This is a genomic window from Kitasatospora terrestris (genome assembly GCF_039542905.1).
Taxonomy (GTDB): Bacteria; Actinomycetota; Actinomycetes; order Streptomycetales; family Streptomycetaceae; genus Kitasatospora; species Kitasatospora terrestris.
Window position 1 is genome coordinate 6,760,918 of sequence record NZ_BAABIS010000001.1, and the last position, 21,439, is coordinate 6,782,356.

20 protein-coding genes and 7 tRNA genes are annotated in these 21,439 nt (G+C 73.8%); 14 read left to right on the top strand and 13 right to left on the bottom strand.

Features of this window, described 5'->3' with window-relative positions:
* Window positions 1–36 precede the first annotated feature (36 nt).
* Window positions 37–1,269 carry a uroporphyrinogen-III C-methyltransferase gene (cobA, locus tag ABEB06_RS30990; RefSeq protein WP_345700220.1) on the top strand — a complete coding sequence of 411 codons (1,233 nt, stop codon included), beginning with the start codon at window positions 37–39 and terminating at the stop codon, window positions 1,267–1,269.
* A 67-nt stretch (window positions 1,270–1,336) separates the two neighbouring features.
* On the top strand, window positions 1,337–2,140 hold the full coding sequence (locus tag ABEB06_RS30995; protein ID WP_345700221.1) for a TrmH family RNA methyltransferase: 804 nt from the start codon (window positions 1,337–1,339) through the stop codon (window positions 2,138–2,140).
* Between the two features lie 20 nt (window positions 2,141–2,160).
* Here ABEB06_RS30995 and ABEB06_RS31000 read toward each other — a convergent pair whose 3' ends face one another.
* A complete protein-coding gene (locus tag ABEB06_RS31000; RefSeq protein ID WP_345700222.1) occupies window positions 2,161–2,712 on the bottom strand; it encodes a helix-turn-helix domain-containing protein in 552 nt (183 codons plus the stop codon).
* A 67-nt stretch (window positions 2,713–2,779) separates the two neighbouring features.
* Between ABEB06_RS31000 and ABEB06_RS31005 the strand changes: the two genes are divergently transcribed.
* Complete coding sequence (locus ABEB06_RS31005) at window positions 2,780–3,541, top strand: AzlC family ABC transporter permease (RefSeq protein ID WP_345700223.1); 762 nt, start codon at window positions 2,780–2,782, stop codon at window positions 3,539–3,541.
* Window positions 3,542–3,696: 155 nt separating this feature from the next.
* Window positions 3,697–4,005, top strand: coding sequence for an AzlD domain-containing protein (locus ABEB06_RS31010; protein ID WP_345700224.1), 309 nt, complete (start codon window positions 3,697–3,699; stop codon window positions 4,003–4,005).
* Window positions 4,006–4,054: 49 nt separating this feature from the next.
* Here the strand turns inward: ABEB06_RS31010 and ABEB06_RS31015 are convergent, their stop codons facing one another.
* Entirely contained in the window at window positions 4,055–6,058 is a 2,004-nt protein-coding gene (locus tag ABEB06_RS31015; RefSeq protein ID WP_345700225.1) for a serine/threonine-protein kinase, read from the bottom strand.
* 491 nt (window positions 6,059–6,549) lie between these two features.
* Here ABEB06_RS31015 and ABEB06_RS31020 point away from each other — a divergent pair, with 491 nt between their 5' ends.
* A complete protein-coding gene (locus ABEB06_RS31020) occupies window positions 6,550–6,744 on the top strand; it encodes a hypothetical protein (protein ID WP_345700226.1) in 195 nt (64 codons plus the stop codon).
* A gap of 222 nt (window positions 6,745–6,966) precedes the next feature.
* On the opposite strand, the gene ABEB06_RS31025 is transcribed toward ABEB06_RS31020, so the two are convergent.
* From ABEB06_RS31025 to ABEB06_RS31045, 5 genes are all read right to left on the bottom strand, one after another.
* Window positions 6,967–7,038: transfer RNA gene (locus ABEB06_RS31025), tRNA-Val, on the bottom strand.
* A gap of 28 nt (window positions 7,039–7,066) precedes the next feature.
* Window positions 7,067–7,138, bottom strand: a tRNA-Val gene (locus tag ABEB06_RS31030).
* A gap of 28 nt (window positions 7,139–7,166) precedes the next feature.
* A tRNA-Val gene (locus tag ABEB06_RS31035) sits at window positions 7,167–7,238 on the bottom strand.
* Between the two features lie 34 nt (window positions 7,239–7,272).
* A tRNA-Cys gene (locus tag ABEB06_RS31040) sits at window positions 7,273–7,346 on the bottom strand.
* A 38-nt stretch (window positions 7,347–7,384) separates the two neighbouring features.
* Window positions 7,385–7,457, bottom strand: a tRNA-Gly gene (locus tag ABEB06_RS31045).
* 251 nt (window positions 7,458–7,708) lie between these two features.
* Here ABEB06_RS31045 and ABEB06_RS31050 point away from each other — a divergent pair.
* The 3 genes from ABEB06_RS31050 to ABEB06_RS31060 are packed head-to-tail and all read left to right on the top strand — an operon-like array spanning window position 7,709 to window position 10,497.
* A complete protein-coding gene (locus ABEB06_RS31050; protein WP_345700227.1) occupies window positions 7,709–8,764 on the top strand; it encodes a chorismate-binding protein in 1,056 nt (351 codons plus the stop codon).
* Window positions 8,765–8,785: 21 nt separating this feature from the next.
* Window positions 8,786–9,613, top strand: coding sequence for an aminotransferase class IV (locus tag ABEB06_RS31055; RefSeq protein ID WP_345700228.1), 828 nt, complete (start codon window positions 8,786–8,788; stop codon window positions 9,611–9,613).
* Window positions 9,614–9,654: 41 nt separating this feature from the next.
* Window positions 9,655–10,497, top strand: coding sequence for a GNAT family N-acetyltransferase (locus tag ABEB06_RS31060; RefSeq protein WP_345700229.1), 843 nt, complete (start codon window positions 9,655–9,657; stop codon window positions 10,495–10,497).
* An 18-nt stretch (window positions 10,498–10,515) separates the two neighbouring features.
* Here the strand turns inward: ABEB06_RS31060 and ABEB06_RS31065 are convergent, their stop codons facing one another.
* The 3 genes from ABEB06_RS31065 to ABEB06_RS31075 all read right to left on the bottom strand — a co-directional run bounded on the left by ABEB06_RS31065 (window position 10,516) and on the right by ABEB06_RS31075 (window position 12,294).
* Window positions 10,516–11,013 carry a DsbA family protein gene (locus tag ABEB06_RS31065; RefSeq protein WP_345700230.1) on the bottom strand — a complete coding sequence of 166 codons (498 nt, stop codon included), beginning with the start codon at window positions 11,011–11,013 and terminating at the stop codon, window positions 10,516–10,518.
* A gap of 29 nt (window positions 11,014–11,042) precedes the next feature.
* Window positions 11,043–11,615, bottom strand: a complete 573-nt coding sequence (locus ABEB06_RS31070) for a CGNR zinc finger domain-containing protein (protein ID WP_345700231.1) — start codon at window positions 11,613–11,615, stop codon at window positions 11,043–11,045.
* A gap of 265 nt (window positions 11,616–11,880) precedes the next feature.
* Window positions 11,881–12,294, bottom strand: coding sequence for an SsgA family sporulation/cell division regulator (locus tag ABEB06_RS31075; protein WP_030056266.1), 414 nt, complete (start codon window positions 12,292–12,294; stop codon window positions 11,881–11,883).
* 195 nt (window positions 12,295–12,489) lie between these two features.
* Here ABEB06_RS31075 and ABEB06_RS31080 point away from each other — a divergent pair, with 195 nt between their 5' ends.
* The 3 genes from ABEB06_RS31080 to ABEB06_RS31090 all read left to right on the top strand — a co-directional run bounded on the left by ABEB06_RS31080 (window position 12,490) and on the right by ABEB06_RS31090 (window position 13,322).
* Window positions 12,490–12,927 carry a TIGR02611 family protein gene (locus ABEB06_RS31080; RefSeq protein ID WP_425559721.1) on the top strand — a complete coding sequence of 146 codons (438 nt, stop codon included), beginning with the start codon at window positions 12,490–12,492 and terminating at the stop codon, window positions 12,925–12,927.
* Between the two features lie 67 nt (window positions 12,928–12,994).
* A tRNA-Val gene (locus ABEB06_RS31085) sits at window positions 12,995–13,066 on the top strand.
* Window positions 13,067–13,250: 184 nt separating this feature from the next.
* Window positions 13,251–13,322 (top strand) — tRNA-Val (locus tag ABEB06_RS31090).
* Between the two features lie 96 nt (window positions 13,323–13,418).
* On the opposite strand, the gene ABEB06_RS31095 is transcribed toward ABEB06_RS31090, so the two are convergent.
* Window positions 13,419–14,180 carry an exonuclease domain-containing protein gene (locus ABEB06_RS31095; RefSeq protein ID WP_345700232.1) on the bottom strand — a complete coding sequence of 254 codons (762 nt, stop codon included), beginning with the start codon at window positions 14,178–14,180 and terminating at the stop codon, window positions 13,419–13,421.
* Between the two features lie 255 nt (window positions 14,181–14,435).
* Here ABEB06_RS31095 and thrS point away from each other — a divergent pair, with 255 nt between their 5' ends.
* Both thrS and ABEB06_RS31105 read left to right on the top strand, forming a co-directional pair.
* Window positions 14,436–16,415 carry a threonine--tRNA ligase gene (thrS, locus tag ABEB06_RS31100; RefSeq protein WP_345700233.1) on the top strand — a complete coding sequence of 660 codons (1,980 nt, stop codon included), beginning with the start codon at window positions 14,436–14,438 and terminating at the stop codon, window positions 16,413–16,415.
* Between the two features lie 76 nt (window positions 16,416–16,491).
* Window positions 16,492–17,052, top strand: a complete 561-nt coding sequence (locus ABEB06_RS31105) for an HIT family protein (protein ID WP_345700234.1) — start codon at window positions 16,492–16,494, stop codon at window positions 17,050–17,052.
* Window positions 17,053–17,111: 59 nt separating this feature from the next.
* Here ABEB06_RS31105 and ABEB06_RS31110 read toward each other — a convergent pair whose 3' ends face one another.
* Window positions 17,112–18,755: a hypothetical protein gene (locus tag ABEB06_RS31110; protein ID WP_345700235.1), complete on the bottom strand. Its 1,644-nt coding sequence runs from the start codon at window positions 18,753–18,755 to the stop codon at window positions 17,112–17,114.
* Window positions 18,756–18,901: 146 nt separating this feature from the next.
* Between ABEB06_RS31110 and ABEB06_RS31115 the strand changes: the two genes are divergently transcribed.
* Window positions 18,902–19,315 (top strand): thiol-disulfide oxidoreductase DCC family protein, encoded by a 414-nt coding sequence (locus tag ABEB06_RS31115; RefSeq protein ID WP_345700236.1) that lies wholly within the window; start codon window positions 18,902–18,904, stop codon window positions 19,313–19,315.
* Window positions 19,316–19,319: 4 nt separating this feature from the next.
* Here the strand turns inward: ABEB06_RS31115 and ABEB06_RS31120 are convergent, their stop codons facing one another.
* Window positions 19,320–21,347 (bottom strand): elongation factor G-like protein EF-G2, encoded by a 2,028-nt coding sequence (locus ABEB06_RS31120; protein ID WP_345700237.1) that lies wholly within the window; start codon window positions 21,345–21,347, stop codon window positions 19,320–19,322.
* Window positions 21,348–21,439: the final 92 nt, after the last annotated feature.

Below are 21,439 nucleotides of genomic sequence, written 5' to 3' on the forward strand. Positions count from 1 at the left end.
GCCCTTGAGAACCCGCCCACCCAGGAGCTCCCGCCGATGACCGCGCCCACCCCCCACCCCAGCACCGAGGGCCTCACCCCGTACCCGGTCGGCCTGCTGCTCGCCGGCCGCCGCGTCGTCGTGGTCGGCGGCGGCCAGGTCGCCCAGCGGCGCCTGCCCGCGCTGATCGCCTCCGGTGCGGACGTCCAGCTGATCTCGCCGACCACCACGCCCGCCGTCCACGCGATGGCGGACGCCGGTGAGCTGACCTGGCACGAGCGCCGGTACCAGGACGGCGACCTCGCCGACACCTGGTACGCGCTGGTCGCCACCGACGACCCGGCCGTCAACACCGCCGTCTCCGCCGAGGCCGAGCTGCGGCGGGTGTTCTGCGCGCGCAGCGACGACGCCGCCGCCGCGACCGCGTGGACCCCCGCCTCCGGCCGCGACGGCGGCGCCACCGTCGCGGTCCTCACCGGCGACCCGCGGCACTCCGCCGCGCTGCGCAACGCCATCGTGGACGGGCTGCGCGACGGTTCGCTGGCGGCCCGGCAGTACCGCGAGCGGACGCCGGGCGTCGCCCTGGTCGGCGGCGGCCCGGGCGACCCGGACCTGATCACCGTCCGCGGCCGCCGGCTGCTGGCCGACGCCGACGTGGTGGTCGCCGACCGGCTCGCCCCGCGCGAGCTGCTCGCCGAGCTGCCGCCGCACGTCGAGGTGATCGACGCCTCGAAGATCCCGTACGGCCGGTACATGGCCCAGGAGGCGATCAACCACACGCTGGTCGAGCACGCCAAGGCCGGCAAGTTCGTGGTCCGGCTCAAGGGCGGCGACCCGTACGTCTTCGGACGCGGCGGCGAGGAGCTGCTGGCCTGCGTGGAGGCCGGCATCCCGGTCACCGTGGTGCCGGGCATCTCCAGCTCGATCTCGGTGCCCGCCGCGGTCGGCATCCCGGTGACCCACCGGGGGATGACCCACGAGTTCACCGTGATCTCGGGCCACGTCGGCCCGGACGAGCGCTCGCTGACCAACTGGGACGCGCTGGCGCAGATGACCGGCACCCTGGTGCTGCTGATGGCCGTCGACAAGATCGGTGCGATCGCCGCCCGCCTGATCGCCGCGGGCCGCGCCGGGGACACCCCGGTCGCCGTGGTCCAGGAGGGCACTACCGCCGCCCAGCGCCGGGTGGACGCCACCCTCGCCACGGTCGCCGACCGGGTCGCCGCGGAGGGCGTCAAGCCCCCGGCGGTCATCGTCGTCGGCGACGTGGTGAACGTCCTCGGGGGCTGACCACCGCCGGGGGCCCGGGCATCCGCCGGGCCCCTGGCCGGCCCTCCCCACGTGCGAAGATGAGCCGGTGTCCGAGCCACTCACCGTCACCGATCCCGCCGACCCCCGCCTCGCCGACTACACCGGCCTGACGGACGTCGAGCTGCGCCGCCGCCGCGAGCCCGCCGAGGGCCTGTTCATCGCCGAGGGCGAGAAGGTGATCCGCCGCGCGCTCGCGGCCGGGTACCGGATGCGCTCGATGCTGCTGACCGCCAAGTGGCTCGGCGTCATGCAGGACGTGATCGACGCGGCCGACGCCCCCGTCCACGTCGTCGAACCGGCCCTCGCCGAGCAGGTCACCGGCTACCACGTGCACCGCGGCGCGCTCGCCTCGATGGAGCGCAAGCCGCTCCCGGCCGCCTCGGAACTGCTGATCGGCGCCCGCCGGGTGGCGGTCCTGGAGGGCCTGGTCGACCACACCAACCTCGGGGCGATCTTCCGCTCCGCCGCGGCGCTCGGCATGGACGCCGTGCTGCTCTCGCCGGACTGCGCGGACCCGCTGTACCGGCGGGCCGTCAAGACCTCCATGGGCGCGGTGTTCTCCGTGCCGTACGCACGCCTCGACCCGTGGCCGGGCTCGCTGGCGACCGTCCGCGACGCCGGGTTCGAACTGCTCGCCCTCACCCCGTCCGGTGCGGTCGACCTGGCCGTCGCCCGCCCGCACACGCTGCCCCGGGCGGCGCTGATGCTCGGCGCCGAGGGCGACGGCCTGACCGCGAAGGCGCTCGCCGCCGCCGACCGGCGGGTGCGCATCCCGATGGCGCACGGCATCGACTCGCTGAACGTCGGCGCCGCGGCCGCGGTCGCCTTCTACGCCGTCAACGCGGGCTGAACCGCCCGGTCCGCGCCCGCTCAGACGTGCTCGACCACCATCGTCGCGGTGGTGTTCGGCTCCAGCGCGGTGAAGATGTGCTTGGCGTCCCCGGCGTAGCTGACGTAGTCGCCGGGGAGCAGCTCGACCGGCTCGTCGACCGGCCCGACCAGGGCGCGGCCGCTGCCGAGCACCACGTGCTCGACCGTGCCGGGCATGTGCGGGTCGGAGATCCGTGACTCGCCGGGCTGGCTGTCGATCCGGTAGACGTCGCGCCGCGCGTTCGGCGGGCAGGAGGCCAGCAGGGTCGCCGAGTACGTCGCCTGCTCGGAGTGCATCACCGGGCCCTCGCCCGCCCGGACCACCCGGACCTGCGGCCGCGGCGGGTCGACCAGCCGGCTGAACGGCACGCCCAGGGCCGCGCCGATCGCCCACAGCGTCTCCACGCTGGGATTCCCCGAACCCGACTCCAGCTGCGAGAGCGTCGACTTGGCGATGCCCGCCCGCTTGGCGAGCTCGCTCATCGACACCCCGGCGCGCTCGCGCTCGCGCCGGATGGCGGCGGCGATCAGGCCGATCAGGTCGGTCTCCACGTGTTCGCTCCAGGAGTCGATTCGTTCGCCTTGACGAACGCGGGCTGAGGTGTTCATTCTAATGGACATGCGTTCGTCATTGCGAACATTGGATCGCTCAACCATCCGCGCCATCGCCCTGGTCTGCCTCGCCGACGCCGTGGTCGGCGCCTCCTTCGGCGCCATCACCGTCTCCGGCGGCATGGACGCCTGGGTGCCCGTCCTGCTCTCCGTCGTCGTCTTCGCCGGCGGCTCCCAGTTCGCCGCCGTCGGCGTGCTGCTCGCCGGCGGCAGCGCCCTCGCCGCCGTCGCCGCGGGCCTCGTGCTCAACACCCGCCTGCTCCCGTTCGGCTTCGCCGTCGCCGACGTCCTCGACGGCCCCCGTTGGAAGCGCCTGCTCGGCGCCCACCTGATCACCGACGAGGCCACCGCCTTCGCCCTCCAGCAGCCCGACCGCGCCCGGCGGCGCGCCGCGTACTGGGCCAGTGGGCTCGGGCTGTTCGTGATCTGGAACGTCGCGGTCGTCCTCGGCGCCCTCGCCGGCGGCGCGATCGGCGACACCGACGCCCTCGGCCTGGACGCCGCCTTCCCCGCCGTCCTGCTCGCCCTCGTCCTCCCCGCCGTCACCACCGACCGCCCGACCCGCCGCGCCGCCCTCCTCGGCGCAGCCCTCGCGGTGGCCGCCACCCCCTTCCTCCCGCCGGGCATCCCCGTCCTCCTCGCCCTCGCGGGCCTCGCCCTCGCCGCACCCGGGAAGACCCCCGCCCCCGACCCGGACACCCCGCACCCGGCGGCCGACCCGGCCCCGGCGCCACCCGCCGCCGGGGCCCGGACTCCCGCGGACCGCTGACCCCACCCGCGGCGCCGTGACCGCGCCCGACGTCCCCGCCCCGTCAGGGACGCGGGGAACTGCGCGCAGCGGCAGGCGCCGAGCCGCACCGGCCCGCGGACCTCCTGCCCCCGTCGACCCGCCCCCGGCCACGTCCTCCTGAAAGGAGCGCCCCCATGCCCCTGTTCGCGGTCCTCGCCCTCGCCGCCGGCACCCTCGCCCTGCGCCTGGCCGGCCCCACCTTCCGTACGCGCTTCGAGTTCCCGCCCCGCCTGGAGCGCCTGTTCGCCGTCGCGGCGACCGTCCTGCTGCTCGCCCTGGCCGCGACCGCCGCCCTCACCCAGGGCCCGGAGTTCGCCGGGTGGGCCCGCCCCGCAGGCGTCGCGGTGGCCGGCGTCCTCGCCCTGCGCCGCGCGCCGTTCCCGCTGGTCGTCCTCGCCGCAGCCGGCACCACCGCCGCCCTCCGCGCCTGCGGAATCGCCTGAGCCGAGGCGCTCCTGCGGCGCTCGCTGCGACGTCCGCCGCGGCGCCCGCTCAGTGCGCCGTGACCGTCCCGGAGACACCCGCTCCGGGCCAGGACTCCTCGATCCCGCCGTCCGCCCGGACGATGTACCGGGTCGAGGAGGTCGCCCCGGTCCGGGCCACCCGCTCCTCGCGGATCAGCGCGCCGTTCTCCACCCGCCAGGCCGCCGTGGCCTGCGGATCCGCGGCCGACGTCCGGGAGGCGAGCAGCACCGGCGCGTCCGCGTCGAAGCCGAACAGCTGGACCAGGTCGACCGGCACCGCGCCCTCGAGGCGCCGCAGCACCACCACCGCGGCCTGTGCGTCCCGGTAGTGCGCGGGCAGCACCGCGGTGAGCGACACCGGCGCCCCGGCCCCGGAGGGGGCCTGCCCGTCGCGCAGCTGGATCGCCGGGCCGCCGGCCGGGTCGCCGTACGTGCGGTTCGTCCAGTCCACCACCGGCATCGAGTCGACCGCCGGGCCGAGCCCGCCGTCCGCGGCGCCGTCCGCCCGCGGCCGGACGTCCTCGCCGCCCGCCCCGTCGATCGACAGCGGCGGCACCGGCGGCATCGCGTGCGCCGAGGCGCCCGCTGCGGGGCCGAGGCCCCGCGCGTCCCGGTTCTCGCAGCCCTGGGCAGCCGCGATGGCGAGCGCCACTCCGACGGTGACGGTGACGAACACCACGACCCGCTGCCGCAGCAGCCGCCGCCGGGCGGCGGGGGAGCGGCCGGAGAGCGTGCTGTGCTGCCGCTCCCGCCCGGGCACCGGGGTCCGCTCCCGGACCTCCCGCCCGCCCCGGGTGTCCCGGCCGGCCCGACCGCCGTCGCGCGCGCCGTCCCGTCCGGTCTCGACGAACTCCTGACGCGGCATCGGCGCCGTCGGCGCCTGCCCGTACGGCCGCGTCGGCCGTCGCGCGCCGGGCCCGGGCCCGGCGCCGGGCCGCGGGCGGCCCCCGGCCTGCCCCGGGCCGGCCGCCGGTCGCGGTGCCGACTCGCCACCCGGCGCCGCCCCGCCGCGCCCGGCGACCCGCGAGGGCCCGCCGCGTCCACCGGCCACCGCGCCGTGCGGTCCGTGCTGCTGTCCCTGCTGCTGTCCGTGCTGTGCGGGCAGCACCGCCTCGCCCTCGGCGGGCCCCGCGCCGGCCGCCGGTCCGGCGCCCGCGCCGCCGAAGCGTCCGCGCCCGAACGCGCCGACCCCGGTCTGCGGCCCGAGCGCGGTGCCGCGCGCCGCCAGCTCCGCCAGCCGCTCGTGCAGCGCGGCGGCCGGCGGCCGCTCGGTGGACTCCTTCGCCAGGCACGCCCGGACCAGCGGTGCCAGGGCCGGCGGCACCGCCGCCAGGTCCGGCTCCTCGTGCACCACCCGGTAGAGCATGACCTCGGAGGAGGCGCCCGACCCGAACGGCGACTCGCCGGTCAGGGCGAACGCCAGGGTCGCGCCGAACGCGAAGACGTCCGTCGCCGGGGTCACTGCGGCGCCGCGCACCTGCTCGGGCGCGAGGAAGCCGGGCGAGCCCACCGCCGTGCCGACGTGGGTGAGCGTGCTGGCCCCGCGCGACCAGGCGATGCCGAAGTCGATGATCCGCGGGCCCTTGGGGGAGAGCAGGATGTTGGACGGCTTCAGGTCGCGGTGGACCACCCCGGCCTCGTGCACCTTGACCAGGCCGTCGGCCAGGGCGGCGCCGATCCGGGCGGCCTCCGGCCAGGGCAGCGGGCCCTCGTCGCCGACCCGCTTGTAGAGCGAGGGCCCGGGGACGTAGGCGGTGGCGAGCCAGGGCCGGTCGGCCTCGATGTCGGAGCCGACCACCCGGGCCGTGCAGCCGCCGCGGATCCGCGAGGCGGCGGCGATCTCGCGGGCGAACCTGGTGCGGAACTCCGCGTCCTCCGCCAGCTCGGCGCGGATCAGTTTGAGTGCGACCCGCTGCCCCTTGCGGTCGGATCCCAGGTAGACCACGCCCATTCCGCCGGCCCCCAGCCGCCGGTGCAGACGGTAGGGGCCGACGATGCGGGGGTCCTCACGCCGCAGCCGCATCATCGCCATCGCTCGCTCTGTTCCCGTCAGCCCGTGGGGTGAGGCCCCGTCGGAGGTGGGGCGCCGTCAAATACTGTCCCGGCACAGCTTACGGACCGCGAGTACCGCTCCGCTGGTTCGCAACACGCGAAGCGCCGGTCCGATTGTCAGATATGCGTCGACTGGCTCCCCGGGCGCCCGCGCCGACCGGCCCGGCAGCCCTCCTCGGGGTCCCTCTCAGGGTTCCCTCGGGGATCGGCTCGACCCCGTGTCCACCCTTGGTAGTACGCGCCACGGACCGGCGTCATCCTTCGGGAGGCCCGGCGAACGGTACGCGGGCATGACGCCCCGCGGCCGCCGCGGCCATAGCGTTGTCATCAGCGGTGGGCGGCCCACTCGTCCCCCGAGGTCAACCGCCCCCGCTCCCCTCCGTATCGACCGAATATCGACCGCAGACCGACAGTGTCGGCACGGTCGGTACGACTTCCACCCCCACGACAGCCAGGCAGGAGCAGAGGATCATGGCACCGCAGCAGCTCGTCCGAGCCGCCCGTCGGCGCAGGCCCTCCACCGCGCACGCCGCGGCGGACACCCGGCATCCGGCCGTGGCGATCGCGATCGCCCTGCCGATAGCGGTCCTGCTGCTGTCGCTGTTCGGTGGTTGGGAGCAACTGGCGACGCAGACCAGAGCGGTCGCCGATCTGATCGCGCGCTGACCCCCGGGGTAGGGGTCGGCGCCGGCCGGGGCCGCGCGCCGCACGGACATGGACGGGCGAGGGCGGTCGCAATCAAGCAGCTCCGGCAGCGCGGTGGCCGGGTGCAGGACGTCGGTGAGGGCGTCCCGCACCCGGCGCCGTAGCCATGCCCGGAATCTTCTTCGACCTGCCCACAACGCAGCGGAGCCGTGGTCCGAGGACCACGGCTCCGCTCTGCTTCTGTGCGCGATACTGGGATTGAACCAGTGACCCCTACCGTGTCAAGGTAGTGCTCTCCCGCTGAGCTAATCGCGCGGGGTTGTCAAGACTCGAAGGCCCTGCGTGCGCGATACTGGGATTGAACCAGTGACCCCTACCGTGTCAAGGTAGTGCTCTCCCGCTGAGCTAATCGCGCTGGGATGCCAAGCCCCGAAGGGCTCGAGTGCGCGATACTGGGATTGAACCAGTGACCCCTACCGTGTCAAGGTAGTGCTCTCCCGCTGAGCTAATCGCGCGGGGAGGGGCTCCTGGCTCACCAGGGGCACCTCTTGGAGGTGGAGACGGGATTTGAACCCGTGTACACGGCTTTGCAGGCCGTTGCCTCGCCTCTCGGCCACTCCACCAGGCAACTTCGAAGAACGATCTTACCTGTTCTCCATCGAGCGGACGACGAGATTCGAACTCGCGACCCTCACCTTGGCAAGGTGATGCTCTACCAACTGAGCCACGTCCGCCTGTCTCCCGGTTGCTTCCCCGCTTTTCTTCGGTTCCGCGTCCCGGCGACGTGTTGAACTCTAGCGGATTCCAGGGCCAGCTGAAAAATCCGTTCCCGCAGCGTGGCGCGGGGATGGCCGTCGACCGCCGCCCGGCGCGCCCGCCCCGCTCGCTCCGCCCGGCCCTCCGCCCCCGCTCCGACCTAGACTTTTCAGCACCGGGGCCGAACCCCGAGCAGGACCCAGCACCACCGAAATCGCGCAGGAGAACCGTGTCCCGCCGCACCGCCCCGCTCAGTCCGCACCAGCCGATGGCCCGCTTCGGCGGTCGCCTCGCCACCGGGCTGCGCGAGGTCAGCTCCGACCCGGCCGTGCTCGACACCGAGGGCTTCTGGGCGGTCGCGTACGACTTCGAGGGCCGGCTCACCTGCGCCCGGTTCGACGAGGTCCGCCCCGACCCGCTGCCGCCGGCCGGCGACGGCTGGCTCGGCCCGGGCCCGGGCCGCTGGCACAGCTCCCTGGACCGCGAGGCGTACGTCGCCGGCGTCCGCGCCGTCCGCGCGCACATCGCCCGCGGCGAGGTCTACCAGGCCAACCTCTGCCGGGTGATGAGCGCCGAGCTCCCCGATCCGGACCGCTGCGACATCGACGCGCTCACCGGACTGCTCGCGCACGGCAACCCCGCGCCCTACGCAGGAACGATTCGCCTTCCCGAGCACGGCGTGGAGATCGCCACCGCCTCGCCCGAGCTCTACCTGCGCCGCAGCGGCCGCACCGTCCTCTCCGGCCCGATCAAGGGCACCGGCCGCACCGAGGACGACCTGCTGGAGAAGGACCACGCCGAGAACGTGATGATCGTCGACCTGGTCCGCAACGACCTCGGCCGGGTCTGCGGCACCGGCAGCGTCACCGTCCCCGACCTGTGCGTGGTGGAGAAGCACCCCGGCCTGGTCCACCTGGTCTCCACCGTCGAGGGCACCCTGCGCGAGAGCGCCGGCTGGCCCGAGCTGCTCGCCGCCACCTTCCCGCCCGGCTCGGTCACCGGAGCCCCCAAGTCCAGCGCGCTGCGGATCATCGACTCCCTGGAGACCGCCCCGCGCGGCCCCTACTGCGGCGCCGTCGGCTGGGTCGACGCCGACCGCGGCGAGGGCGAACTCGCGGTCGGGATCCGGACGTTCTGGATCGACCGGACGGCAACCGGCGCCACCTTGCGGTTCGGCACCGGCGCCGGGATCACCTGGGGCTCGGACCCCGAGCGGGAATGGGCCGAGACCGAACTCAAGGCCGCCCGGCTGGTCGCGATAGCGTCGGGAACACCCCTGCACTGAACGACCTCGAAGGAGCAGCACGTGATCTGGGTCAACGGAGCCCTGGCCGACACCGACGCCGCCACCCTGCCCGTCCTCGACCACGGGATCACCGTCGGCGACGGCGTCTTCGAGACGGTGAAGGCCGAGCACGGGCAGCTCTTCGCGCTCACCCGCCACCTCGACCGGCTCACCCGCTCCGCCCGCGGCCTCGGCCTGCCCGACCCGGACCACGACCTGGTCCGCGCCGCGTGCGCCGAGGTGCTGGCCGCCAACCCGATGCCGCTCGGCCGCCTGCGGATCACCTTCACCGGCGGCACCGCCCCGCTCGGCTCCGAGCGCGGTGACTCCGGCCCCAGCCTGGTGGTCGCCGTCGGCACCGCCGCCCGCCGCCCCGACACCACCGCCGTGGCCACCGTCCCCTGGCGCCGCAACGAGCACAGCGCGGTGGCCGGCCTGAAGACCACCTCCTACGCGGAGAACGTGGTCGCACTGGCCGCCGCCCACCGGGTCGGCGCCTCCGAGGCGCTGTTCGCCAACACCGCGGGCCTGCTCTGCGAGGGCACCGGTTCCAACGTCTTCCTGGTCCTGGACGGCCGGCTGATCACCCCCACCCTGGCCTCCGGCTGCCTGGCCGGCATCACCCGCCGACTGGTGATCGACTGGACCGGCGCCGAGGAGGTCGACGTCCCGTTCGACGCCCTGCAGCGCGCCGAGGAGGTCTTCCTGACCTCGACCCTGCGCGACGTCCAGGCGGTCACCCGGGTCGACGACCGGGAGCTCGCCGGCCCCGGCCCGGTCACCCTCAAGGCGATGGCCACCTTCGCCGAACGGGCCGCCGTCGACGCCGACCCGGTCGCCGCCCGCTGACGGTGCGATAGAACCGGCCCCGGACTGGGCACCGTAGCCACATGACCACCACACTGCGCCCGGCCGGCCCCGAGGAGGACCTCCCCGGCGGCGGCCGCAGCCGGCGCTGGCTGATCCGTGTCAACGGCCGCCCGGTGGGCGCCCTGCGCACCACCGCCGCCCCGCGCGGCGACCAGTGGTGGGGCGAGATCTCCGAGCTCGAGGTCGCCGAGGGCGGCCGCCGCCGCGGCCGCGCGACGGTGGCCGCGCTCGCCGCCGAGGAGGTCCTGCGCGGCTGGGGCTGCACCCGGCTGGACGTCACCGTCCCGGCCGGGGCCCCGGCCGCCCTGGGGCTGGCCCGCACCCTCGGCTACACCGAGCGGATGCGCAACCTCGTCAAGACGCTCGGTGAACTCCCGGAGCTGCCCGGCGACGTGACGGTCCGTCCGATCGGCGCCGCCGAGTACGGGGAATGGCTGGAGCAGGCCAAGGCCGGCTACCGCGCGGACCTGGAACGCTCCGGGCTCAGCCCCGCCCAGGCCCGCGCCAAGTGCGAGACCGACCACCAGCACCTGCTGCCGCGGGGCCACGCCACCGACGGCGTGGCCCTGCGCCGGCTGCTCGACCCCGGGGGCACCGAGCTCGGCACCCTCTGGCTCAACCTGCGCGCCGAACTGCTGCCGGACGGTCCGCTCGCCTGGGTCATGGTGGTCGCCGTCCACGAGCCGCACCGCGGCCACGGCCACGGGCGCACCCTGATGCTGCTCGCCGAGCGCGAGTGCCTGGCCGCCGGCGTCCACCGGCTCGGCCTCAACGTCTTCACCGGCAACCGGGTCGCGATCGGCCTGTACGAGTCCCTCGGCTACCGGGTCACCCGCCGGGTGCTCGGCAAACCGCTGATCTAGGCCGTCCCGGCAGAGGGGCTAGCCCCTGGCCGCTTCGATGACCGCGACGATCCGCTCGCGCAGGCCGTCCTGGCTCCGGCCGCCGTCGAGCCGCTGCCCGGCGATCACGTAGGTCGGGGTGCCGGTCACGCCGATCGCCCGGCCCTCGGCCACGTCCGCGTCGACCAGCAGCGTGTGCCGGCCGTCGATCAGGGCGGTGTCGACCTCGTCGGCGTCCAGCCCGACCTCGGCCGCGACCTCGACCAGCACCTTCTGGCCGCCCCGCTCCAGGTCCTCCAGCCGTGCCAGCACCGCCTCCACGTACGGCCAGCCCCGGCCCTGCTCGAAGGCCTCGGACGCCGCCTCCGCGGCCGCGTACGCGTGCTTGTGCTTCTCCAGCGGGAAGTGCCGCAGCTCGACGGTCAGCGCGTCGCCGTACTGCTCGCGCAGCGCCCGTACGTCGTCCAGCGCGGTGCGGCAGTCGGGGCACTGGAGCTCGCACCAGAGCTCCAGGCGGGGGAGGGGGGCATCGGTCATGCCCCCAGTCTCTCAGCCCGCGGCGGGGCTCAGGTGCCGGCGGGGACCTGGTCGGCCGAGCGCTGCCGGGCCCGGTAGGCGGCGACGTGCAGCCGGTTGCCGCAGGTCCGGCTGTCGCAGTAGCGGCGCGACCGGTTGCGGGAGAGGTCGACGAAGACCCGGGCGCAGTCCGGCGCCTCGCAGCGGCGCAGCCGCTCGCGCTCGCCGGCCATCACGATGAACGCCAGCGCCATGCCCAGCTCGGCCGCCAGGTGCGGCCCGACCGCGGCGTGCGGGGCGAAGTAGTGGATGTGCCAGCCGTGGTGGTCGTGGTTGGTCAGCCGGGGCGTCGTCCCGGCCTCGGCGACGATCGCGTTGACCAGTTCGGCGGCCTGCCCGGTGGAGTCGGCCGAGAACACCTCGCGCAGCCGGCCGCGGAGCGCCTGCACCGCCGCCAGGTCCTGCGGGCCGAGGGAGTCGATCTCGCTGATCTCCTGCCGGACCACGAAGGCGCCGAGCGCGGTGACATCGGGCAGCTGTTCGCTGCCGCACGCCTCCGGAGCGGTGTTGAGCAGCTCGACCAGAATGCTCAGGGCGCACTCGGTGTCATGGGTGATCAGCACGTGGGGGCTCCTCACGCGGCGGGGGGCCTGGGCCGCCCGCACCGGTCATCGGGGCCCGACTCTACCGGCAGAGGCCGTCACGGCGTCGGGTTGCCCGGATCGGGATGCGGCTGTGCCCCGGGCCGTCCTCCCGTGGGAGGAGGGCCCGGGGCGGTACCCCGAGGCCGCAGACCGCGCGGCTGATCAGTGCGACCGTGCCCCCGAGTAGGACGGACGCGTCGAGTCCCGCCCCGCCGCCGGACGGCGGCGGGCAGCTCGTTCGGGGTCAGCTTTCGGCGAGGATGTGGGACAGCTCCCGGTCGAGGTCGAAGTGACGGTGTTCGGTGCCGGGGGGCACCGCGGCGTCCGTCCTCTTGAGGAAGGACTCGAGGGCGCGCGCCGGGGCCTCCAGCAGTGCCTCTCCTTCCGGAGAGCTCAGGGCGATGCAGACCACCCCCTGACCGTGGCTCCGCGACGGCCAGACCCGGACGTCGCCGGTACCGGTGGGTCGGTGCAGCCCCTCCGCCAGGAGATCACGGGCGAACACCCACTCGACGGTCTCGTCGGCTCCGGTGTGGAACGTCGCGTGGACGGCGTAGGGATCGGCGGTGTCGTAGCGCAGGCCCGCGGGGACGGGCAGTGAGGACTCGCTGGACACGATGAGGCGCAGGTGCAGCTCGCAGCTGACCGTGGTGTTCATAAGCGCCAGGGCCTTTCGCTCAGTGTGCGCTCGGGGAATCGCACGTCGGCGAACGGACCATCCCACCTGAAAGCCCGGTGTAAACCCCTCTGTCCCGATTCCGGTGCGAGTCGTACCCCTTCCGGCGCATTGCGGAATCGCCCCGGAGGGGCGGACGGGCCCGGCGGGGGGCGGAACTCGGGTACTTTTCGAGGCATGGCTGTAGGAAGCGACGAAGAGTTGGTGGCGACCATGGACGGCGACCGCAGGAGCGAGGACCCGGGCCGGCCGTTGGGCTCGCGGGCGCCCCGGTTCATCCGGCGCTCCCGGCCGCTGCACCTGTCCTGGCAGGTGCTGGTCTTCCTGGTCGGGCTGGCCGTGGTGGTGCTCGGCGTGTTCATGCTGCCGCTGCCCGGTCCGGGCTGGGTGGTCATCTTCCTGGGCATGGGCATCTGGGCGACCGAGTTCGTCTGGGCCCAGCTGGCCCTGCGCTGGACGCGGCGCAAGGTCGCGGAGGCCGCGCAGCGGGCGCTGGACCCCCGGGTGCGCAGGCGCAACATCACGCTGACGGTGATCGGCCTCGTGGTGATCGCCGCGGTCGGCGGCTGGTACCTGTGGCGGTACGGGATGACCATGCCCTGGAACCTGGGCTGACCGGGCCGGGCGCGGCGAGGGGTGTTCGGAGCACCCGCGCGGATGGGGTAATGTTTTCCCTGCACCCGGGCGATTAGCTCAGCGGGAGAGCACTTCGTTCACACCGAAGGGGTCACTGGTTCGATCCCAGTATCGCCCACCGGAATGCAATGGCGCAGGGCTCCGATCAATTAATGATCGGGGCCCTGAGCCTTTTCGGCGTGTTCTCCGAGTGGCGGCTGACGGCTATTCAGAAGGGGTGTGCCGGGGCGGAACTGTAGGGGCGTCGGCGGAACCGTTTTGAGCCCCGGGCCCAAGTGGTGCTACAGTTCTTCTCGTTGCCCGGGCGATTAGCTCAGCGGGAGAGCACTTCGTTCACACCGAAGGGGTCACTGGTTCGATCCCAGTATCGCCCACCGAGCACAACACGCAGGCCCCGACGGAGAGTCGGGGCCTGCGGCGTTTCCGGGGCCGGCTCGCGCGGCGTCGGCGGCCGGTGTCGGCGGTCGGCCTCAGGCGGCCAACTCGCAGCGGTGGTGCGGGCCGAGGCGCTCGCCGCAGGAGCAGCGGGCCGGACGCAGCGGCCAGGAGAGGTCGACCCGTTCCGGCGTGCCCGAGCGGTCGAACCAGCGCTGCAGCCCGCGCGCCTGCGCGATGTGCCAGACGGTCTGCCGCAGTTGGAGCTCGGCCGGGGTGAGCGCGCCGAGCCGTTCCGGGTGGCGGGCGCCCAGCACCCGGACCAGCTCCAGCGAGGCCGCCGCGTCCGCCGAGGCGTCGTGCGCGCCCTCCAGGTCGACGCCGTAGTGCAGGCAGAGGTCGGTCAGGGTGCGCCGGCCCCGGCGGTAGCGGTCGACGTGCTTGTCCATCACCCGGGGGTCCAGCACCAGCAGCTCGGCGCCGGCCAGGTGCTCGTCCAGTGAGCCGGCCCGGTGCCGGCGCAGCTCGCGGTCGAGCAGGGTCAGGTCGTACGGGGCGTTCATCACCACCACCGGGACGGCCTCCCGGGCGAGCGCCGCCAGCGCGGCGGCGAGCTCGGTGACCACCGCGCGGGCCGGGCGGCCGTGGGCGCGCACCCGCTCGTCGCTGATGCCGTGGACGGCGCGGGCCTGCTCGGGGATCGGCACCCCGGGGTCGGCCAGCCAGGTCACCGCCTCGGTGGGCGCCCCGGCGGACGGCTGGCGGACCAGGGCGGCGGAGACGATCCGGTCGGACTCCACGTCCACGCCCGTGGTCTCGGTGTCGAAGGAGGCCAGCGGGCCTCGGTACCAGTCCATAGGTCACACCCCCTGGGCCCGGGAGTGCGGCGCGCCGCCGAGGACCGGTGGTGCGCCGCACGCTGCTCTGGTGATACCGCAGTTGACGGCCGCTCAACCGTGGCCGCGACGCTCTGTTGCGGGGAGTGGACCCGAGGGTCACCGGAGCCGCCGGTCCGGCGGGTACGCGCGTGCGCGCCCGGGGCGCGCGGCTCGGTACCATGCACAGGCAGCGAAGTGTTGCGCAAACGGTAGCCAGAACGTCAGGAGAGACCGGTGACGGACGTCCGGATCATCATCAACCGCGAACCCGATCGGGAAGAGCGCGTGGTGACCACGGGCACGACGGCCGCCGACCTGTTCGCCGACGACCGCTCGATCATCGCCGCCCGGGTCGGCGGTGTGCTCAAGGACCTCGCGTACGCGGTCCAGGACGGCGACGAGGTCGAGCCGGTCGAGATCTCCAGCAAGGACGGCCTGGACATCCTGCGGCACTCGACCGCGCACGTGATGGCGCAGGCCGTGCAGCAGACCTTCCCGGAGGCCAAGCTCGGCATCGGTCCGCCGATCAAGGACGGCTTCTACTACGACTTCGACGTCGAGAAGCCGTTCCACCCGGACGACCTCAAGGTCATCGAGAAGAAGATGCAGGAGATCATCAAGCGGGGGCAGAAGTTCTCCCGCCGCGTGGTCACCGACGAGGCCGCCCGCGAGGAGCTGGCCGCCGAGCCGTTCAAGCTGGAGCTGATCGGCCTCAAGGGCTCCGCCGCGACCGCCGGGGACGGCGCCGACGTCGAGGTGGGCAGCGGCGAGCTGACCATCTACGACAACCTCGACCCGAAGAGCGGCGAGCTGTGCTGGGGCGACCTCTGCCGCGGCCCGCACCTGCCCTCGACCCGGCACATCCCGGCGTTCAAGATCATGCGCTCGGCCGCCGCCTACTGGCGCGGCAGCGAGAAGAACCCGCAGCTGCAGCGCCTCTACGGCACCGCGTGGCCGACCAAGGACGAGCTGAAGGCCCACCTCGACTTCCTCGAGGAGGCCGCCAAGCGCGACCACCGCAAGCTCGGCAGCGAGCTCGACCTCTTCTCCATCCCGGAGGAGATCGGTTCCGGCCTCGCCGTCTTCCACCCCAAGGGCGGCATCATGCGCCGGGTCATGGAGGACTACTCGCGCAAGCGCCACGAGGAGGCGGGCTACGAGTTCGTCTACACGCCGCACGCGACCAAGGGCACCCTCTTCGAGCTCTCCGGCCACCTGGACTGGTACGCCGACGGCATGTACCCCCCCATGCAGCTCGACGGCGAGACGGACTACTACCTCAAGCCGATGAACTGCCCGATGCACAACCTGATCTACCGCTCGCGCGGTCGGTCGTACCGTGAACTGCCGCTGCGGCTCTTCGAGTTCGGCACGGTCTACCGGTACGAGAAGTCCGGCGTGGTGCACGGCCTGACCCGCGCCCGCGGCTTCACCCAGGACGACGCGCACATCTACTGCACCCGCGAGCAGATGGCGGACGAGCTCGACTCGCTGCTCACCTTCGTGCTGGACCTGCTGCGCGACTACGGCCTGACCGACTTCTACCTGGAGCTCTCCACCAAGGACCCGGAGAAGTTCATCGGCTCGGACGAGGACTGGGCGGAGGCCACCGAGACCCTGCGGGCGGCCGCCGAGAAGCAGAACCTCGAACTGGTCCTCGACCCGGCCGGTGCCGCGTTCTACGGCCCGAAGATCTCCGTGCAGGCCCGGGACGCGATCGGCCGCACCTGGCAGATGTCCACCATCCAGGTCGACTTCCAGCTGCCGCAGCGCTTCGAGCTGGAGTTCCAGGGCCAGGACGGCAACCGCAGCCGCCCGGTGATGATCCACCGCGCGCTGTTCGGCTCGATCGAGCGCTTCTTCGCGGTGCTGCTGGAGCACTACGCCGGCGCCATGCCGCCGTGGCTCGCCCCGGTCACCGTGGTCGGCATCCCGATCACCGACGAGCACGTGGACTACCTGCGCCAGGTCGCCGCCGAGCTGAAGAAGCACGGCATCCGGATCGAGGTCGACGCCTCCGACGACCGCATGCAGAAGAAGATCCGCAACGCCCAGAAGGCGAAGATCCCGTTCATGCTGATCGCCGGCAACGACGACGTCGAGGCGGGCGCGGTCTCCTTCCGCTACCGCAACGGCGAGCAGAAGAACGGCGTCCCGGTGGCCGACGCGGTCGCCGAGATCGTGGACGCGGTGCAGCGCCGCATCCAGGTCTGACCGGAAACGCACACCGGGGTGGGGCGGGCTCGTACGAGTCCGCCCCACCCTTGGTTGAACGGGTACCCGGCCGAATATGCTGGCGAGCATGATGAGTGAGCCGGAACTGCAGCAGGGCGTGGGCGAACCGGACGGCTTCCGGCGCCTGTGGACACCCCATCGGATGGCGTACATCCAGGGCGAGAACAAGCCCACCGGACCGGCTCCCGACGACGGCTGCCCGTTCTGCTCGATCCCGCGGCTCAGTGACGAGGAGGGGCTGGTCATCGCGCGCGGCACCTCGGTCTTCGCGGTGCTCAACCTCTACCCGTACAACGGCGGCCACCTGATGGTCGTCCCGTACCGGCACGTCGCCGACTACACCGACCTGGACGGGGCCGAGACCGCGGAGCTGGCGGACTACACCAAGCGCGCGATGACCGCGCTGCGGGCCGCCTCCGGGGCGCACGGCTTCAACATCGGCATGAACCAGGGCGCGGCGGCCGGCGCCGGCATCGCGGCGCACCTGCACCAGCACGTGGTGCCGCGCTGGGGCGGGGACACCAACTTCATGCCGGTGGTGGGGCACACCAAGGTGCTGCCGCAGCTGCTGGCCGACACCCGCAAGATGCTCGCGGACGTCTGGCCGCAGGGCTGAGGGCGCACGGCACGAGGGGCGCGAACCGTTGCGGTTCGCGCCCCTCGTGCCGTGCGCCCTCAGCCCGCGTCGTACTTGTCGACCCGGTACGGGCGGCTGCCCTGCATCTCCGACTTGAGGATGTTCGACCGGTTGGTGAAGCGCTCGATCGAGATGTCGTGCTCGGCGAGGAACTCCAGCACCGAGGCGTGGATGGTGTTCACCACCGGGGTGGAGGCGTAGATCGCGTCGTCCGACTTGAACCGGCTGGCCCAGGTCGGGTCCGTCCACGCCTGCCGCATGCAGAACGGCTCCGGCAGGCCGATCGAGCCGCCGAGGAAGGTCAGCAGGGTCGGCATCCGGTGGAAGGGCGCCCGGACGGCCTGGCGGACCACCTCGTCGTCGTCGACCAGCGGCAGCTGGACGGTCTGGTTCTCCCAGCGGCGGAAGGTCTTCGGGATGTCCTTCTCCTTGGGCTTCGGCTTGGCGCCGAACCAGGGCACCAGCGGGCCGAGCGCGTGGCCCGTCACGTGCACCTGGAGGTTGTTGTGCAGCACCACGACCTCGACCAGCATCGTGGTGACCAGCTGGCCCTTGTGCAGCACGTACTGGATGGCGATCCGGTGGCGCGGGTCGCTGCCGAAGGTCTGCCGGTTGGCCACCTCCTGGACGGCGAAGTCGCGCATCCGGAACTGGTCCATGTCGGCGCCGCCGGGCCGGCCGATCTCGTCGGCGCCCTCGGGGATGTCCTGCACCACCCACTGGGTGATGGTGGCCTTCGGCATGCCGCCGTTGGGGACCTCGCTGCTGGTCAGCCGGCCGAGCCGCTCGATGATCCGGCGGGTCAGGTCGGCGGTGTGGAAGACCCGGAAGTCCTCGTGCCCCTCGGCCGGCCTGAGGTCCTCGCGCAGGCCCCAGTCGCCCCAGCGGGCGCCCACGCCGAGGATGCCCTTCGACCCGGCGTAGTGGTGGATGTTGGTCTCCTGCTCGGCGCCCAGCCGGTCCAGCGCGGCCTTCAGGTCGACCGCCTGCTTGTCCAGGTGGTCGCGGGGCACCGCCTTCGGCACGGTCGCCGCCACCGGGTTGCCGCCGACCAGGTCGCCCCAGCGGGCGCGCTGGGCCAGCACCGAGCGGACCACGATCCGCTTGGCCAGCAACCAGCCCGCCACCGGCGCCAGCATCATCACCCGGACGTACAGCGACCACGGGCCGGAGACCGGCGGGCGCAGCGCGAACAGCAGGGCGAGCCCGCAGGCCAGCAGCAGCGCGAGGGTGCCGTAGAAGCCGTCCCGGGCGGCGCTCCGGTTGCGGCCCAGCCAGGCCTTGGCCTGGTAGGCGGCCAGCCAGATCAGCGCACCGGGCAGGAAGGCGATGCCGAAGACCAGGGTGATCAGCGAGAGTTGCCGGTCGCGGGCGTCGCGCAGGTCCTGGGCGGCGAGGCAGTGCTCGACCACCATCCGCGCGTCGGTGCCGAAGGAGGGGACCAGCGGGAGACGCTTGGCCGAGAGTGTCCGGTCGATCAGCGCGCGGCTGAACGCCTCGCCCGCGCTCGGACGGAACAGCTCCGACCGGCCGGGCTTCCACTTCACCCCGGCGAGGCCCTCCAACTCCTTGTACTCGCCGGTGCGGTACGCCGCCGAGGAGAGTGCCTGGGTGACCGCGGTCTGGTTACCGACGTCCGTCCGGGGTATCTGCGCACCCGGGGTCATGTCGAGCGTACTCATCTGGCGAGTTGCCCCTCCTCCCCTTGTCAGCGGCAGGTTACCGTGCCACCGCCCGGCCGCGCGGATGATCGTCTGATCCGTGGTCACATCTCGGCCGTTGCCCGGCTTCCCGGTGATGGTGCCCACGATGGGGCAGGATCAGACGTATGGCCGATGACATCTCGCGCGACCCGGTGCTGGTCTTCGACGGGGACTGCGCCCTGTGCACCACCTTCGTCCGCTGGGCCGAGCGCTACCCGCGGGCCAGCCTCTCCTCCGCCGGCTGGGACGCCGTCCCCTCGCAGCACGCGGACCTCGCCGCACTGGCCGACTTCACCCACGGCGAGGTCACGCCCGACCGCGCGGAGCGCGAGCTGCTCTGGATCACCCCGGCCCGCCGGACGTACGGCGGCGCCCAGGCGGTCGCCGGGCTGCTGATGCGCTCCGGCGGCGCCTGGGCCTGGGCCGGGGCGCTCCTCACCCTCCCGCCGGTCCGCCCGCTCGCGGACGCCGTCTACCGCTTCGTCGCCCGCCACCGCCACCAGCTCCCGATCGGCACGGCGGCCTGCGAGGTGCGCTGAGCGGTCAGGAGGCGTGCTCGTACCGGCTCGCGAGGTTGGCCGGCATGGGGGCGTGGCGGACGTAGCTGCGGGTGAACTCGGCGGTGCCGTGGGCCAGCGACCGCAGGTCGACGGGGTAGTGGGTCAGTTCGAGCTCGGGGACCTCGGCGCGGACCAGGCTGAGGCCGGGGCCGCCGGTCTCGGTGCCCAGGACGTGGCCGCGGCGGGCCGAGAGGTCGCCGAGGACGGCGCCCTGGTACTCGTCGGGGAGCAGCACCCGGACCTCGTCGACCGGCTCCAGGAGCTCGACCTTGGCGTGGGCGGCGGCCTCGCGCAGGGCGAGGGCGCCGGCCGTCTGGAAGGCGGCGTCGGAGGAGTCGACCGAGTGCGCCTTGCCGTCGGTCAGGGTGACCCGGACGTCGGTCATCGGGTGGCCGTGGATGCCGTGGGCGAGCTGGGCGCGGACGCCCTTCTCGACCGACGGGATGAAGTTGCGCGGGACGGAGCCGCCGACCACCTTGTCGACGAACTCGAAGCCGCCGCCGGGCAGCGGCTCCACGGTCAGGTCGCAGATCGCGAACTGGCCGTGCCCGCCGGACTGCTTGACGTGCCGGCCGTGGCCGCTGGCCGGGCCGCCGAAGGTCTCGCGGAGCGCGACCTCGTACGGCACCGTGTCGACGTGGACGCCGTGCCGGCCGCGCAGCCGGTCGAGGACGACCGCCCGGTGGGCCTCGCCGGTGCACCACAGGACGAGCTGGTGGGTCTCGGGGTTCTGCTCGACGCGCAGCGCCGGGTCCTGGGCGGCGAGCTTGGCGAGCGCCTGGGAGAGCTTGTCCTCGTCGGCCTTGGAGTGGGCCTCGACGGCGATCGGCAGCAGCGGTTCGGGCAGCGGCCAGGGCGGCAGCACGGTGGCGTCGGAGGCGAGGGTGTCGCCGGTGCGGGCGCCGAGCAGCTTGGCGGCGCAGGCGAGGTCGCCGGCCGTGGCGTCCGGTACGGGGCGCTGCTGCTTGCCGAACGGGCAGGTGAGCGCGGTGATCTTCTCGTCGGGCCGGCCGGGGAGGTGGAGGGTGGTGTCGGGCCGCAGGGTCCCGGAGAAGACCCGCAGCAGGCTGAGCCGGCCGACGTAGGGGTCCTCGCCGGTGTGCACGACCTGGGCGGCGAGCGGCCCGTCGGGGTCGCAGGCGGGCAGGTCGTCGGCGCGGTCGAGCGGGGAGGGGAAGGCGGCGGCGATCAGGTCGAGCAGTTCGGCGCAGCCGCCCGCCTCGGGGGCGGGGGAGGCGGCCAGGACGGGGTGCAGGGTGCCCTGGAGGAACTCCCGGCGGACGGCGGCGGTGAGGGCGGCGGTGTCCAGCTCCTCGCCCTCCAGGTAGCGCTCCAGGAGGGTGTCGTCCTCGCCGGCGATCGCCTCGACCAGGGCGGTGCGCTCCTCGGTGAGGTCGCCCGGGTCCTGCGGATCGCCGCGGCGCAGGCCGGTCAGCAGCTCGGTGGACCCGTGCAGGTGGCCCTCGCGCAGGTCCCAGTGGTGCAGCGGCCGGACGGTGTCGGGGTGGCCGTCGCCGAGGGCGTCCTGGAGCACCAGCAGGGTCTCGTCGAGCCGGACCCGGGCGGTGTTGAGGTGGGTGAGCACGACGGCCCGCGGGATGCCCGCGGCCGCGCACTCGCGCCAGAGCGCCAGGACCGGCCGGGAGACCTCGTCGGTGGCGCTGTGGACGAGGACGGCGGCCTCGGCGGCGCGCAGCGCGGCCCGGAGCTCGCCGGTGAAGTCGGCGTAGCCGGGCGCGTCCAGCAGATTGATCTTGGTGTCCTGCCAGGCCAGCGGGAGGAGCGAGAGCTGCACCGAGCGCTGCTGCTGGTGCTCGATCTCCTCGTGGTCGGCGACGGTGCTGCCCTCCGGGACGCTGCCGGCCCGGGTGAGGGCGCCGGCGGTGAGGGCGAGGGCCTCGGCGAGGGTGGTCTTTCCGGCTCCGCTGGCTCCGACCAGCACCACGTTGCGGAGCCGGTCGGGTCGTTCGACGGTCGGTGCGGGGGCGTGCGTGGCTGAACGGTCAGGCATGGCTGACCTCCGAGGGGGCGTGGGGCGGCAGAGCTCGCGATCAGCGTGGATACCATTGTCCAGCCGGGCGGGCCGATCCGCTCGGCCGCCCG

Bases quoted from the DNA above. Each gene is read 5' to 3' on its own strand.
- cobA (WP_345700220.1), top strand. From the start codon at position 37: ATGACCGCGCCCACCCCCCACCCCAGCACCGAGGGCCTCACCCCGTAC.
- ABEB06_RS31005 (WP_345700223.1), top strand. From the start codon at position 2,780: ATGCGTTCGTCATTGCGAACATTGGATCGCTCAACCATCCGCGCCATC.
- ABEB06_RS31010 (WP_345700224.1), top strand. From the start codon at position 3,697: ATGCCCCTGTTCGCGGTCCTCGCCCTCGCCGCCGGCACCCTCGCCCTG.
- ABEB06_RS31015 (WP_345700225.1), bottom strand. From the start codon at position 6,058: ATGGCGATGATGCGGCTGCGGCGTGAGGACCCCCGCATCGTCGGCCCC.
- ABEB06_RS31020 (WP_345700226.1), top strand. From the start codon at position 6,550: ATGGCACCGCAGCAGCTCGTCCGAGCCGCCCGTCGGCGCAGGCCCTCC.
- ABEB06_RS31060 (WP_345700229.1), top strand. From the start codon at position 9,655: ATGACCACCACACTGCGCCCGGCCGGCCCCGAGGAGGACCTCCCCGGC.
- ABEB06_RS31065 (WP_345700230.1), bottom strand. From the start codon at position 11,013: ATGACCGATGCCCCCCTCCCCCGCCTGGAGCTCTGGTGCGAGCTCCAG.
- ABEB06_RS31075 (WP_030056266.1), bottom strand. From the start codon at position 12,294: ATGAACACCACGGTCAGCTGCGAGCTGCACCTGCGCCTCATCGTGTCC.
- ABEB06_RS31080 (WP_425559721.1), top strand. From the start codon at position 12,490: ATGGCTGTAGGAAGCGACGAAGAGTTGGTGGCGACCATGGACGGCGAC.
- ABEB06_RS31095 (WP_345700232.1), bottom strand. From the start codon at position 14,180: ATGGACTGGTACCGAGGCCCGCTGGCCTCCTTCGACACCGAGACCACG.
- ABEB06_RS31105 (WP_345700234.1), top strand. From the start codon at position 16,492: ATGCTGGCGAGCATGATGAGTGAGCCGGAACTGCAGCAGGGCGTGGGC.
- ABEB06_RS31110 (WP_345700235.1), bottom strand. From the start codon at position 18,755: ATGAGTACGCTCGACATGACCCCGGGTGCGCAGATACCCCGGACGGAC.
- ABEB06_RS31115 (WP_345700236.1), top strand. From the start codon at position 18,902: ATGGCCGATGACATCTCGCGCGACCCGGTGCTGGTCTTCGACGGGGAC.
- ABEB06_RS31120 (WP_345700237.1), bottom strand. From the start codon at position 21,347: ATGCCTGACCGTTCAGCCACGCACGCCCCCGCACCGACCGTCGAACGA.